This is a genomic window from Myroides sp. LJL116 (genome assembly GCF_054871685.1).
The window spans coordinates 1-14,764 of sequence record NZ_JBTXLR010000008.1 but is presented as its reverse complement, the minus strand read 5'-3'; the positions used below and the strand labels follow the sequence as shown (position 1 = coordinate 14,764).

10 protein-coding genes and 1 pseudogene are annotated in these 14,764 nt (G+C 32.2%); 9 read left to right on the top strand and 2 right to left on the bottom strand.

Annotated elements, in window-relative coordinates; genetic code table 11:
* Positions 1-113 precede the first annotated feature (113 nt).
* Positions 114-1,061, top strand: a complete 948-nt coding sequence (locus ACYSNM_RS07295) for a Na/Pi cotransporter family protein (protein ID WP_461756287.1) — start codon at positions 114-116, stop codon at positions 1,059-1,061.
* Positions 1,062-1,166: 105 nt separating this feature from the next.
* Here the strand turns inward: ACYSNM_RS07295 and ACYSNM_RS07290 are convergent, their stop codons facing one another.
* Positions 1,167-2,525, bottom strand: coding sequence for a hydroxymethylglutaryl-CoA synthase family protein (locus tag ACYSNM_RS07290; RefSeq protein WP_461756286.1), 1,359 nt, complete (start codon positions 2,523-2,525; stop codon positions 1,167-1,169).
* Between the two features lie 379 nt (positions 2,526-2,904).
* Positions 2,905-3,618, bottom strand: coding sequence for a response regulator transcription factor (locus ACYSNM_RS07285; RefSeq protein WP_461756285.1), 714 nt, complete (start codon positions 3,616-3,618; stop codon positions 2,905-2,907).
* Positions 3,619-4,193: 575 nt separating this feature from the next.
* Between ACYSNM_RS07285 and ACYSNM_RS07280 the strand changes: the two genes are divergently transcribed.
* The 8 genes and pseudogenes from ACYSNM_RS07280 to ACYSNM_RS07245 all read left to right on the top strand — a co-directional run.
* Positions 4,194-5,159, top strand: a complete 966-nt coding sequence (locus tag ACYSNM_RS07280; protein WP_461756284.1) for a hypothetical protein — start codon at positions 4,194-4,196, stop codon at positions 5,157-5,159.
* Positions 5,160-5,276: 117 nt separating this feature from the next.
* The gene (locus ACYSNM_RS07275) at positions 5,277-5,774 is read left to right on the top strand and encodes a hypothetical protein (protein ID WP_461756283.1); all 498 of its coding nucleotides are present in this window, start codon (positions 5,277-5,279) and stop codon (positions 5,772-5,774) included.
* A 1-nt stretch (position 5,775) separates the two neighbouring features.
* Positions 5,776-6,567: a CsgE family curli-type amyloid fiber assembly protein gene (locus ACYSNM_RS07270; protein ID WP_461756282.1), complete on the top strand. Its 792-nt coding sequence runs from the start codon at positions 5,776-5,778 to the stop codon at positions 6,565-6,567.
* A gap of 23 nt (positions 6,568-6,590) precedes the next feature.
* A complete protein-coding gene (locus tag ACYSNM_RS07265; RefSeq protein ID WP_461756281.1) occupies positions 6,591-6,989 on the top strand; it encodes a curli assembly protein CsgF in 399 nt (132 codons plus the stop codon).
* Between the two features lie 5 nt (positions 6,990-6,994).
* Entirely contained in the window at positions 6,995-8,353 is a 1,359-nt protein-coding gene (locus tag ACYSNM_RS07260; protein ID WP_461756280.1) for a CsgG/HfaB family protein, read from the top strand.
* Between the two features lie 10 nt (positions 8,354-8,363).
* Positions 8,364-9,857 (top strand): carboxypeptidase regulatory-like domain-containing protein, encoded by a 1,494-nt coding sequence (locus ACYSNM_RS07255; protein ID WP_461756279.1) that lies wholly within the window; start codon positions 8,364-8,366, stop codon positions 9,855-9,857.
* Between the two features lie 256 nt (positions 9,858-10,113).
* Positions 10,114-11,010 (top strand): 23S rRNA (adenine(1618)-N(6))-methyltransferase RlmF, encoded by an 897-nt coding sequence (gene rlmF / locus ACYSNM_RS07250; protein ID WP_461756278.1) that lies wholly within the window; start codon positions 10,114-10,116, stop codon positions 11,008-11,010.
* Between the two features lie 818 nt (positions 11,011-11,828).
* Positions 11,829-14,764, top strand: a pseudogene (locus tag ACYSNM_RS07245) (hypothetical protein); the annotation flags it as partial.

Sequence of the window (14,764 nt, the reverse complement as noted above, 5' to 3'; positions counted from 1 at the left end):
GATATAAAAACTGGTTTTTTGATTTTGTATTAATTACTATCTTTAGCCTATAAAATGCTAATTTTTTAGTATAAATAGTTAACTCCATAAAGGAGAATAATATCCTAGAATGTATGTATGAAACTTTTCAAACTATAATTGTTATTATCTGTTCTATTACTTTATTTATTTTTGGACTACAGAGTTTTAGTAGAGAGATAGAGTCTATAGGTACACATAAACTTTCTTTATTGGTTAGTAAAGTAACCAAACTACCCTTAGGTGGTTTTTTCTTAGGCGCTATCTTTACCGCAGTTATACAATCTAGTACCTTAGTTTCTACCTTGACAGTGACCCTAGTAAATAGTGGGGTTATTGCATTTAAAGATAGTATAATGATACTTTTAGGTACTAATATTGGTACTACATCTACTGCTTGGATTGTATCTTTAAATTCCTCTTTTTTAGGTCCTTTCTTTATTGTATTAGGGAGTACCCTTAGTATGATACCCAAAAAGATAGCTGTTATTGGTAAGCCTATTTTTTATTTTGGTTTTATTTTCTTTAGCCTATCTTTTATATCAGTGGCAATGGAGCCAATAAAGAGTAACCCATATCTTATAGCTATACTTGCAAAAGCATCAACGCCTATTTTAGGTATTATTTATGGAATAATAATTACTATTGTAGTTCAGTCTAGTTCCGTTGTAGTAGGTTTGGTGATTGTTTTACTTGGTCAAGGTACCATTGATATAAATGCAGCTATTCCTATTGTTATTGGGGCAAATATTGGAACAACCTCTACTGCACTGTTAGTGAGTATGCGTTTATCCTCTTTATCCAAATTAGTTGCTTTTGCCAGTTGTATGTTTAATATTATTGGAGTTATTTTACTTTTTCCCTTTTTAGGGTTTTTAAAGGACATTGCTCTTTCCTTTAGCAGTCAAGCTTCTTTGCAAGTAGCCATAGCTTTTACGTTAAGTAATACTTTTACTTCTTTGTTCTTTTTAGTTTTTTTACAACCAACTTTAAAAAGACTAATGAAACACCATTGGTACCAAGAGGCTAAGCTTGGGATTTAATATTTTTAGTGGATAACCTTGTATATAACAAGTATAAAATATAAAAGCTTTAAGACACTTAGTCTTAAAGCTTTTATATTATGGGAAATAGCTGACTTTATAAGGTTATTTTATAAAGGTATAGTATCTAGCTCCTATTAAATTTGGATTTTCTTCTTCCACAAAATCTAATGCGAATTGATCTTTTTGCGGATTTATTGGTTCTTTAAGCTCCTTTTTGTGTAATGCCATATAAGTAGGGAAGTCAATTTCTAATGACTCTTCCAAAGCCTGAGTAACAGAAACTTTAGGAAGCCCTTCTTGCCATTTTTGTTCTACAGTTGCTTCAAAAACTTTGGATTTAGAACCAGAACCATAGGCGATAAAACCAATGTTTTTTCCTTGAATATCTTTGTTGATACTTTCAAAGTAAGTAAGAGTAGAAAGCAAGCCTAAGAAAATAGAACCTGTATATATATTTCCAACCTTAGCTGAAGCTATTTCAGAAGGTGCAATTTTATTTTTTACAATCTCTAAATAGTTTTCTGATTTAGCGAAAGCCTTGATTTGTTCATTTACATTCTCTGCTTGTTGATCTATTAAAGATGGATCCTCTAAAAGTATTATTTCCTGGAAAGTTCTTCTTCCTTGGTAGCAATAAGGCAAATGCATTAAAATGGATTCCCAATTGTTATAGTAATTTTGTTGGTCAATATTATTGACAGATTTGAAATTACTATATGCTTGTTTTATTCTTTCAATATAACACTCATTGGAATATTGTCCATCAAAAACAGGTTGTTCTTTATGAACGGAAACCTCAGCTTCTAAAATATTGAACCAAGGTGTATTTTGTTCTTGTTGAGTAATTTCTTTTTTAGATATTTTGTGATAAGGCTTAAAGAAGTCAAATACACTTTTTGTAGCTACACCACTTTGTCCATGGAAACTTAGCATTCTAGGATCACTACTGATTAATAGGGCAATAGCGCCAGCTCCTTGGGTATATTCTCCCGTAGATTCTAAATCATATTTTGCATGATCTGTAGCAATTACAATAGCTTTTTTAGTTGGATTTGCACGTACAAAATCTAAGGCATTCTGCATGGCATCCACAGCTCCAATACAAGCAAACGTATGATCTACTGCATCACAGTTTAAAAAGCTGTCTTTTGGATAAACTTGTTCTAATAATCCTAATACATAAGAAGCAATTGGTTTTGAATTGTCTAAAGAGCTTTCACTTCCCACGTAAATCTTAGCGATTTTATCAAGGGGACAATTAGGGTTGTCTTGTAATAGGCGGTATGCTGCATTGGCAGCCATAGAAATAACATCTTGGTTAGTGTCTAATAAAACCATTTTCTCAAGTCCCAAACCTTTGATTAATTTCATTGGTTCAATCTTACGCTCTAATGCTAGGGTAGTAATGGGCAAATGAATACTTGGTATATAAAAGGAGATACTGTCAATTCCTACTTTCATGGTGTGTCTTTTAAAAGTGACCTGTAAAAATAGTAGTAATTAAAATATTAACCATACAATAAATGGTGTTTTATTTTAAAAAATAATCGACATAGCTATAATACCATTGTATAGGAAGAGTCCTTCTGTTTTAATAGGCACAAAAACAGCTATCTAAAAATAAGTTACTTAAAATGGAAAAATGTTAAAGACAAAAGATCTTTGTATTTTATATGTCTTTTATTAGAAGTAAAAAGACAAAAAACAGTTTGTAAAAGAAATACAAAACTGTAACTATCTATTCTAGGTTAGAATAGGGAAACGAAAATTGTGGCTAGTTTTCTATTAAAAATGTAGTAAATGCAAGTAAAGGGGGGACGCTACTTAACTTATACATTTTTTATATTTTTTTAGCCTCTTGAGATTCATACTTTTGAATCACTTCTATGAAGCTATTACATTGTGATTTGGCTAAAATATTTTTGCGGTGGGTTTGGATGGTCTGTATACTTATTACTAATTTATCCGATATCTCTCCGCTATTATAGCCCTCTTTAATTAAACGTAATATTTCAAATTCTCTTTTTGTTAGATGAAAATAATGTTCATCTTTAATGTAGGTGTTAGTGGTTAAATCAAATATTTTAAAATTGTTACCGATTTCTTGTTGTAGGGAAGGAATCACTTGATGTTGTATTAAAAGTTTACTTACTTTTCCATCTGCAGTTACTTCAATGACTTGCCTTTTCTCTAAGACTCGAATGTACCGTTTATTGGCACACCGTATTCTAAAATGAAAGTAAATCACATACTTAAAGAGATCGCCATAATCAAGTTTAGAGGTTAATTTTGTTGCTCTTTTACGATATTTATTGACATCGTCTTGATCTTGCTCATGTATTAGTTTTTTAAAATGGCTCCATTTCAAAAAACGAGGTGGGTGTCCTGTTGTGTTTTCAAAAGCTGAGTCCGATAAAATAGCTTTATCCGATATACAATCCTGTATATAAAAATAGTATTTCATTTTTCTAGCCAAAGCAACCTCAGGACTGGTAAACGCTGTTTTATTTCTAGGGTCTACCTTTTCATAGATTGATTGGGTGAATTCTATCATTTTCTCGAGTGTAATTGCATTTTCTACAAATTATAATCACTTGGTTTAAAAATAGGTTGGCTCAAATTTATTATGTCATAATAATGAAAGTGTTTTTAATGGTTAGTAAAAGGCTTGAATTTTCATGTTATAATGTTCTGATACATACAAACATATAAAAAAAAATAGAAATACCAAACTTATAAAAAACTGTTAAAGCAACTTAGTAAATGTATTTTGAAAGATGATATTTAGTTAAATCAATAAGTAAAATACTATATAATCCTCAATCTAATTGTTATAATGTAAAAAAAAGAGCGAAAAAAGGCGAAAAAAGGGCCAAAAAAAGTGAGAAAAATACCCTAAAAAGGGTATGTTTTGGTGTTCGAATTAATCGAATCTTTGCCTTGTCAACAATAACTACTTCGAGTGCAGTAACTTGAAAAGTGAGACCAAGCAGAAGCCATATTGTTTTACAAATATACAGTAGACTTTGGTAAAATTTGTTTTTTTTCATAATAGAGATAGTAAACAAAGAAGAGGTAATTGGAGATCTTATTAACAAACTTTTTTTATTAACATCATTTTCTAAAATTATGAAAAAAACAGTATTATGCTTAGCAGCAATTGCATTCAGTGGATTTGCATTTGCACAAAACAACAGTTCTACAATTGATCAATACGGTGATCAAAACTTAGCTAAACTTCGTCAAATTGGTGACTCAAACACTAGTCAAATGGAGCAAGCTGGACTTGGTAACCAATCTGAAGTAGAACAGTACGGTGACGATAACAATTCTCAAGTTCGTCAATCAGGTTATGTAAACAATAGTTATGTTGGACAAAATGGTAACGGAAATAGCGCTGATGTAGAACAAATTTTTCTTGGAAACGATTCTTCGGTTATGCAAATTGGAGACGATAACCAATCAACGGTATTCCAAGATGGTATGTTTAACCAAGCAGAACTTGTTCAAATTGGTAATGGTAACGAGAACAATGCTTTTCAAGAGGGTAACGCTAACTCAACTTTCTTAGGACAACAAGGAGATGATAACTGGGCTCGTTCAAGACAGTATGGAGATGAAAACGCTTCAATATTTTATCAAATCGGTGATAACAACGTAGCTGATGTAATTCAACAAGGAGACAACAATGGAAGTGAAATCGTACAATTAACAGATTGGGGATATGCTACAGTTGTACAAGTTGGTGATGAAAACTTAGCTTTAGTTGAGCAAAACGATGCGGATCACAGTATTTCTATGACTACTCAGTATGGAGAAGGGAACTATGCTGAAGTTTTACAGAAAAATGGAGAGTCAAACTTTAGTATCATCAAACAAGATGGTATGTATAATGCAACGTTCATTACTCAAAATGGAGCAGGGAATATGCACGATACTTACCAAGAGGGGGCTGCAAACTTATCTTATACAATGCAAACTGGTAACAATAACGCCGCTTATGACACTCAAATTGGTAACGGACACTCTAGTGTAACTCATCAATTTGGTAATTTAAACTCTTCTCAAGTTTATCAACAAGGTGGATCAAACTAATTTTTAAAGTTTGATTGTTTATTGAAATGAAACAGGGTGAGTTAGCTCTCAAATTAAAAGGCTGACTCATCCTTTTCATTTATAAGAAAAGGAACGTTTTATTTAAAACCTATTATTATGAAAACAAATAAATTATTTTATACGTTTTGTCTTTTTGGTTTTAGTTCTTTAATCTATAGCCAAAATCCAGTACATATTGATCAAATTCACCTACAACCCTTTATGGGAGAATCGGTAACAAAGGTACCTATAGTAATTCTAAACTCTTCGCAGCAGAATAATACTGTGAATGTAATGCAACATGGGGACGAAAATAAACTACAAGTTTCCATAACCTCCACCTCTTATGAGGCTAATTATGGACAAGTTGGAGATAGTAATTATATAGATGTGGACGTAAGTGGATATCAGGTTCAACAAAATGTGCGACAAGAAGGAGGTAACAACTCGATGCAACATTATACTAATAATCCTTATGTAAGTCAAAATGTAGAAGTATTTCAAGAGGGATCAAACCAATCTATTTCTATTTATGGCGAAAATTCTATGACTAAAGAGATGACTGTACATATGCAAGGGGATAATCGCTCTTTAATTATTAACAATTTCAACTAAAATGAAAAAAAACATTGTTATAAGACAAATAAGCCTACTACTCTTTATAATAATGTTTTCAAGTGTTAGCTATAGTCAAATACTTAATACAAAAATACAAGCAGAACTAAATATCCAATACTTTGAGGATAATATGTTAGTTACTGCTCAAGCTTTTAATAAAACAGATCAGACTAAAAGTTTATCTGCAGTCTTTTCAATTATCAAGTCTTCTGACTCGCTTGCCAATCAAGCCTTGGAAAAGAGGGAAGGTAGATTTGTCGTACAAGAATTCCAAACAATAACCCTTTTTGAAGAATACGTAGAGTTAAATCAAAAGGAAAGTCTTACACTTTTATTATTGTTATATGATACTAATTCAGATTTGGTTGGGATGAAGCGTTTGGCTTTAAATGAACAAATAGATTCTTTGAGGATAAAAGAGGCATTTAGTGAGCAACTCGCTATGTATAGTAGCCAGGTTAGTAGTCCTCCAGAATATAAGATAGTTCACTTAGAAAATATTGTAATTGATCAAACAAAAACAAAAGCAGGTAGGGATTTTTACCAATTGTTTTATAGTCAGTTTATTGCCACTAACATCAAAACCAATGCGATCATCAAAATTACAGAAACCTGGAGTATGGGTTCTAGTACTATTTTGAGAGTATATGCTGACAATCAGCTACTATTTGAATTTTTTGTACGCAGCCAATATGATTTTATTAGAGAGATGGTTAAAGTTGCCCTAGCTAGGGTTCAACGTTATATAGCACTTGAAAACCAAAAGGAAAAGCGCTTAAAAATTTATTAATCAATACTTAATACCTAAACAAAATGAGAAAAATAATCTTTTTAACAACTCTACTATGGGTAGGGTTTTGTTATAGCCAGCAATTATCTTATAAGCCCATTAGTCCATTTTTTGGTGGGGAGACTTTTAATTACCAAATGATCTTATCTTCTGCCCAAGCACAAAATAGCTTTAAGGAGAAAAAAGACGAGAAAGAAACAAAAAATTCTCAACAAGTTTTTGAGGAAAGAATTAATAATCAATTGATGAACCAACTATCTAGAGAACTCTTCGAAGAAAGTTTTTCTAATGGAATAAAAGAAGGAGTTTTTACTATAGGGACATTATCTATTGAGATTTTCGAAACAAAAAATGGAACTGTAATTAATATGTTAAATACAGTGACAGGGGAATTTACACAAATAACTATGCCAAATAACTAAGCAATATGAGAAAATATTTTGCAAGTGGTATATTATTAGCGTTGACACTAACTGGTTGCGGGGCCTATATGAATCAACCCTTTTCAAAAAAAGGAGCTCGTGTAGGAGAAGTAACTAATCAATATAAAATACTTAAAGATCTTCCCAAGCCTACTGAACCAATTGTAGCAGGGGTTTACAATTTTCGCGATCAAACAGGACAGTACAAGAGCATAGAAGTAGGTAGCTCGTTTAGTACAGCTGTTTCACAAGGAGGAACTACTATGCTTATTAAAGCTTTAGAGGATAGTGGATGGTTTACTGTTGTGGAAAGGGAAAATTTAAGTAATCTTTTAAATGAACGTAATATAATTCAAACCACAAGGGAGCAATTCAAAAAAGCCGGAGAGCCTACACAAGCGCATTTACCGCCTTTACTTTTTGCTGGAATCCTCCTAGAAGGAGGGGTAATTTCCTATGATACTAATATTATTACAGGAGGCTCTGGGGTACGTTACTTCGGGGTGGGAGCTGCTAATCAATATAGAGAGGATAGATTGACAGTGTATCTAAGAGCTGTTTCAACTACAAATGGTAAGATACTTAAAACAGTATATGTATCAAAGACAATTTTATCACAAGCTGTTTCAGCCAATCTCTTTAAGTTCGTTAATTTTCAGCGTTTATTAGAGGTTGAAACTGGGTTTACTACCAATGAACCTGTTCACTTAGCGATGAAGGAGGCCATTGAAAAGGCTGTGAATGGTTTGATTATTGAAGGGATCGACTCTAACCTATGGTCTACTTCTTCTGGAGAAGAGGTTGATAAGGCTTTGATTGCTGAATATAATTATGAGAAGCAGCAAGATGAGTCAACAAAGTTGTATGATCGCAAGCTAGATGTTTTAAATGATAAAAACAGTGTAGAGCTTACCGGTGGAGTAAGTCTTTTAGATGGAGATATTAAAAAGAAAAAACCAGGGTATTCCTTTAGGTTAGCATATGCTAGAGCGATTAGTCAAGTTTTTGATGCGCAAATCAGCTTAAATGCTCTTTCGCTTAAAGCAGGAAATGAATTTTCCAGTCAAGTGTATAGTTTAGATGGAAATATTAGAGCTACGCTTTTACCCCATGATAAGCTTTCCCCATACATTTACGGTGGCCCTGGTTATTTTTTATTCCATAATAGTTCAGCCAAAAAGACTAAATCTTATTTTAAACTTCAATATGGTTTAGGCTTAAGTTATAAGGCTAGCTCTAAAGTAAGTATCATTGGTTTTGCAGAGCAAAATATCACTTTTAATGATGAATTAGATAACCTTAAAAGTGGAAAAAGAGATGATTACTACTTCAACTTTGGGATTGGATTAAGGTATTACTTTTAATTGAAACGACATGAAAACACAATATATAAAGATATTATTAGTAGTACTTTCTCTTGTATTTATAAGCATTTCTTGTAGTGAAGACTATCAAGATGAATTTGGAGAAGGTACCATTGAGGGGACTGTAGTCTCACATGATGATCTAAAGCCATTGGCTAATATTAAAATAGAGACTTCTCCACTTACGAATACGGTTTTTACCGATGAAGATGGTAAGTTCACCTTAACTAACGTAAAACAAGGAGATTATTCTGTTAAGGGGCAAGGAAAAGGATATGTAACTATTTTTGAACCTACAAAGGTCTACAGCGGTAGAAAATCCAATGTAGTACTGGAAATGGAATACCAAAAAGAAGAACAGACTCCTCCGATTGTACCACTTTTAAAAACTCCTAAAAATAATGAGCTTCTAACTAGCACTTCGGCTAATTTCTCTTGGAGTTCAGAACCAAATAAGGTAGGACAGGTTAATTATACTCTAACTTTACACAATGCAAATACAGATAAAATTATTTATTTGGAAGGAATAAAAGATTCGGTTTATACTTATGATGAGTTAGAGCTTGGAGCTAAATATTTTTGGCAAATAACTGTTGATAATTCCCTACATGAGCCAGTAAAAAGTGAAATGGGGTCTTTTAGTGTATACACTGCTCCTTTAGAGAATAGAATTCTATTTACCAGAAAGATCGCTGAGAATAATGTACTTTTCTCTACAAACGATAAAGCAGAAGACTTTGCTTTAACGTCTTCTAATATAAATAGTTATAGACCTAGGAGAAATTATGAGGCTAACAAAATTGCCTTTTTACAAAATAATGGTGCTAATACAGATATTTATACCATTAACAGGGATGGATCTAATTTAACTAAGGTTACTACAGATGTTAAACCAATGGGATTCAATATGAACGAATTAGGCATATGTTGGCCTAGTCAAAGTGATAAAATATATTTTTCAAATTTTGATAAGCTATATCGTATTTCTTCCAATGGGCAAGGACTTGAATTAATCTATCAAACTAAGGATGGTGCTTTTATCTCTGAAATGGACGTAAATCATACACATAGTATAATTGCTTTGAAAACTAATAATTCTAATGGTTACCAAGCTTCTATTTATGCGGTAGATTTTAATGGAAACCTTTTATTTAGTGTCTTAGATAAGGTAGATGGGGCAGTATCAGGTTTACATCTATCTTCTAACGGGCAAAAACTTGTTTATTCTCATGATATTTCTGGAGAGCAAAATTCAGAATATAGAAGATTTGATAGTCAGATCTTCGTTTACGATAGAAAGACAAATGCTTCTAGTTCCGTTTCTGGAAATAAACCAAATGGTACAATAGATATAGATCCGAGGTTTTCACCAAATGAAGCTTATATTATTTTTACTAATACTTCCAATGACGCAAAGTCTTCCGCTAATTTATATAGTATAGATATTAATTCTAAAGATAGGAAGTTAGTTCAAAGCAATGCAAAAATGCCAGATTGGCTATAAAAGGCGGATAATATTTGAAAAAGAGATTATTTTTCTAAATACTGCATACTCGTACTTTAACACATAGAAACCTTAGTGAGAATCTCAGGTACAAGTTGTTTAGGTAACCTGAATTTTAAACTGGTTTCTTTCAAAGGCTTGAGGTGTGCGGTACGAGTACAGGCAGTATTATTTTTTATTAAAGTTTAGACTTTAATTAGCTATAAATGCTATTTAATTACTCTAGTTTTGTAGATTAAATATAATTAGAGAAAAATTGAAAAATTCCAAAGGAAAGCTACATCCAAGAAGTAAGCACAATGAGCTATATGATTTTAAACAGTTGGCTGATCATGTAAGTGAACTCCAAGGGTATATAATTAAAAACCCTTTAGGAATAGATACCATTGATTTTTCTAATTATTCGGCTGTAAAATGCTTGAATAAGGCAATACTTGCAAAAGATTATAAAATTAACAATTGGGATATTCCCAAGCAAAATTTGTGTCCACCTATACCAGGCAGGGCAGATTATATTCATTATTTAAGTGATCTGTTACAAAAAAAGCAATATGAGAAGCCTTCTAAGATAACTAGTATTTCCATCTTAGATATTGGGACAGGAGCAAGTATAATCTATCCTTTAATAGGATGTAGAGAATATAACTGGAGTTTCTTAGCTTCTGACATAAGTAAAGCTTCTTTAGATAATGCTCAGAAAATTATAAATGCTAATCCAAATTTAGCAGAAAAGGTTCAATTAAAAGTACAAAGCAATCCTAATCATATTCTAAAAGGTATTATTACCTTAAATCACTATTTTGATGCGGTTATGTGTAATCCTCCTTTTTTCAATTCAAAGGAGCAATACGATAGCCAGGCAAACAGAAAGAATGCCAATTTGGGAAATAAAAAAAACATCGAAAATCGTAATTTTAGCGGTTCTTCTAATGAATTATATTGTCAAGGAGGTGAGAAGCGCTTTATTGAAAATTATATCTATGAGAGTAGACATTATGCCAAACAGGTAGGATGGTTTACCACTTTAGTTTCTAATAAAGATAATTTGTTTTTTTTAAAGTCCTTATTGAAGCGATTAAAAGTCGATTCTTACCAGATTATCCCAATGCAACAGGGCAATAAAGTAAGTAGAATATTAGCTTGGCGTTTTTAAGCGACCACAAAAGAAAATTGATGATCTCCTATAAAAGGAGTAGAAGATTAATTTAAAATACATTAGGCTTGTAGAGAAACATCTTTACAAGCCTTTCTTGTTTTAAACAACTATGTTTTTGAATATATATAGTAACTAGAAAACTAGCCCTGTTAAAAGAAGCGTTACAAGTTATTTTAGCTACTGTTTAAGGTATATTCTAAAGATCTACGACTATCTTATTAGAGCATTATACTTCTGGCCTTTAATCCGCTTTAAATAAACAAAGGACAAGTTATGTATTTGACCTTTAGGCTTTAAAAAAGGTGTAGTTCTATATTTTATAGCTTAAGAAAGTATTTTAATAGTTAACTCTTCTAAAAAGTAGCTTTAAACCGGATTAAAATGTTAAAATTTTAACTTAAAGTACCTTTTTGGAATAGCTTATTATGGGTCTTAAAATTGATAATTTGTGTTTTTTTTTGTATTTAATAGTATTATACGTTTTGATATGTTAATTTTTGATGTTTAAAAGTATAGTGTTACCTAGTAAAATAGAGTAGTTGTTAGTTTAGTTTTTATCAATTTCGCAGGTAGTTTAAATTATCCTATTTAGTATAGTGTTTTGAAAAATTAGGAGTCTGATTATTAATTAGTTAATCGGCTAAAGGCCTGGTTTTATAGCTGTTGTTTTATGACCCTTTTTTGGTTGTAAATACCCTAATGCCAATTTTTTGAAACATAAGTTGTAGCGAAATTATCAACATTTGTTTCAGTAAAAGACAATGCGCATTACTGTGTTCCGTATTAATGGAAAAACATCTAACTACTTACTAACTATGAATAAGAAATTACTATCAGTAGCATGCTTAATGGGAGCTTTTTCCCTTTATGCGCAAGTTGGTGTTGGAACCCTTGTTCCAAATAAATCCGCAGAACTTGCTGTAATATCCTCCGAAAGAGGATTATTAATTCCAAATATCGCTTTAAAGGACTTGACGGATGCTGTAACAATTAAGGCTGGAAATATAGAAAGTCTACTTGTGTATAACACTAATTCAACAGATGTATTAAGCCCAGGGTATTATTATTGGGAGAATAATAAATGGAATAGACTTCTAATTACAGAAGACATTCCTCAGGTGGTTATCGACAACTTTGAAGAAATTTCTCAGGATGTTCATGTAACGAATCTAATTGAAAATATTATTAGAAACACCCAGGGGAATGTTCTGTATGATGATAATAAATTATATTATATCGATAAGTCTAAAAACCAGACAACTTTACTTTTTTCAAGTGATGACTTCATCACTATCTTAGACTATGATAGCACTACAGGTATTTTAACTTACAAAAATGAAAGTAATAATTTAGTCAGTGTAGATATTAAAAGTGCTGTCAAGGCTTTTGAATCGGTAACAAAAATCGTTCAGAATCTAAACGATAATACCATCATATTTTATGATGAGAATGGAGATTCTACTACTATTGACTTGAAAGGATTTGTCAAAAATGCAGAGACAGTTACCACTTTAGTTAAAGATGGACCTGGAAAATATACCTACACCAATGAAAAAGACCTTCAAACAAAGATCAATGTTAGTGGGGATTTAGTAGATATTATCCATGGAAAACTAGACTTAGACTTGTATAATATCTTAAAAACTTTTGTGAAAGACCATCAAAGTATTACACGCCTTTTTTATAATCCTACCACTCGAATTTTAAATTTTACTGACGAGAATGAACAGGTATTTGACTTTGATTTAACCCAAATTGTACAAGACACTCAGGAGAAAACAAGAATTGATGCTAATGCTTCTAAAAACATTACTGTCCAAAGCAATGTTAATGGTAATACTTTAACCTATACTTTAGAGGTAAAACCTGCAACGGCTAGCTCTCTAGGGGTGGTTAAACCAGGAAGTGGTTTATTGGTAGATCAAGAGGGAGTTCTTAGTGTAGATTTAGGGGCTGTAATGCAAGGTCAAGATCTAAAAGGAAATAACAAGATTGTAGTTACCAATGGAGAAGGTTCTGTATTAAAAGAAGTAAACTTAGATATTGATGAAAGTAAATTGAGTTTACAAAATATAGGAGGAATTTTAAACCTAAATCAACTTTTTAAAGGGAATAAGGGAGATATCTTAATTGTAGATCAGAATGGTGATATTGTTTGGTCCGCTATAGATGTGCTTACTACAAACTCTTTAACTTTAGATAATTCTTCTTTAGTATCAAAGGTAAACGCAATACAATCTTCAGTAAGTTTGGTAGATAAAATATCTACCGAAATGCTTCAAGGTAGAGCTGTAACTGAAGATAAGTTAGGTGCTACCCCTGCACAAAATACCATGGTTGGAGTTGTCCAAGCTGACGGTAGTGTAAAATACCAGAAATTATCTCAGGATAATATTGAGAGCAAACTTTTACAATCGGCTAATAACTTACTAACAGTAACTAACGGAGGTGAATCTGTTTTAAAAGATGTAACCCTTTCTATTAATCAAGCCAATTATGATTTAAGTTTAATCGGGGGTAAATTAAACATTACGCAGATTAATCCAGGTAGTGCTAATACTGTTTTGATAACTAACAATAATGGGGAGCTAGAGTGGGTAAATAAAACGGTTATTTCACCAGAGATTATCCATAATCTATCTAGTGCTGGAAACAATATGACTTCAACTATTAATGGAGTTGATAAATCTGCTGTTATTATTGCTGAGGTTGAACACACTTTAGATGGTAATAATTTAACGACCAGTGTGAATGGTATTGAATCTAATAAAATTAATTTAGCAAGTATTGATCACACTACTAAGGTAGTTGAAGGAACTAATGTACAGGTTATAGAGAATATTGCAGGTAATGAAGCTTCTTATACCGTTTCAGTTTCTGATGCTGCTATTCAAGCAGCTCAAAAAACTACCACTGTAGCAGCAGGAGTAAACATAACTGTAGCCCCTACAACTTCACCTGATGGTAAACATACTGTGTACACTATTTCTTCAGCTAGTTTCACTCCTGATATAGACATTCAAAATGGTCAGATTGTAACTAAAGTTGTTGAAGGTACTGGTATAGATGTAGGATATGCTGCTAGTGGTGATGGAAAACTACATACCTATACTGTGTCAGTTGACCCAACACAAGAACTACTAGAAGGAGATGTTACAGGAGCATTAAATGATAATACTGTAGTTGCTATTCAAGGAATAGAGGTTTTAGAAGGTACTCCAGCAGATAAACAAGTACTTACTTACGATGTAACAGCAAATAAATGGGTACCAAAGACGCAAAGTATATTAGAATTCACTGATGGTAAGGCGCTTAGCTCTACAGATCTAGATTTGTCTTCAGATGCTAACGTAGCTTTACTAAAAGATGTAACCGCAAATATTAAATCAGGAGCAGTAACTACTGTGAAGCTTTTCGATGGTGCGGTGACTACAGCTAAAATTGCTGATAATGCAGTTACTACAGCTAAAATTGCTGATGCTGGGAGTGATCAAGTTTTAGTAACTAATACTAGTGGAGAGCCAATCTGGGAAAATAAAAGTACTCTTGTAACAGGTAATCAAAAAACTAGTTCAGTTAAAGCAGGAACTAACGTAACTGTTGGAACCACAGTTAACGGTAAAGATACCGAATACTTGGTTAATGCTTCAATTTCTGATACAGATATCCAAAGTGGTCAAAAAACTAGTTCAGTTAAAGCAGGAACTAACGTAACTGTTGGAACCACAGTTAACGGTAAAGATACCGAATA

Excerpts from the sequence above, each read along its gene's own strand:
- ACYSNM_RS07290 (WP_461756286.1), bottom strand. The coding sequence starts at position 2,525 with ATGAAAGTAGGAATTGACAGTATCTCCTTTTATATACCAAGTATTCAT.
- ACYSNM_RS07280 (WP_461756284.1), top strand. The coding sequence starts at position 4,194 with ATGAAAAAAACAGTATTATGCTTAGCAGCAATTGCATTCAGTGGATTT.
- ACYSNM_RS07285 (WP_461756285.1), bottom strand. The coding sequence starts at position 3,618 with ATGATAGAATTCACCCAATCAATCTATGAAAAGGTAGACCCTAGAAAT.
- ACYSNM_RS07265 (WP_461756281.1), top strand. The coding sequence starts at position 6,591 with ATGAGAAAAATAATCTTTTTAACAACTCTACTATGGGTAGGGTTTTGT.
- ACYSNM_RS07295 (WP_461756287.1), top strand. The coding sequence starts at position 114 with ATGTATGAAACTTTTCAAACTATAATTGTTATTATCTGTTCTATTACT.
- ACYSNM_RS07255 (WP_461756279.1), top strand. The coding sequence starts at position 8,364 with ATGAAAACACAATATATAAAGATATTATTAGTAGTACTTTCTCTTGTA.
- ACYSNM_RS07275 (WP_461756283.1), top strand. The coding sequence starts at position 5,277 with ATGAAAACAAATAAATTATTTTATACGTTTTGTCTTTTTGGTTTTAGT.
- ACYSNM_RS07270 (WP_461756282.1), top strand. The coding sequence starts at position 5,776 with ATGAAAAAAAACATTGTTATAAGACAAATAAGCCTACTACTCTTTATA.
- ACYSNM_RS07260 (WP_461756280.1), top strand. The coding sequence starts at position 6,995 with ATGAGAAAATATTTTGCAAGTGGTATATTATTAGCGTTGACACTAACT.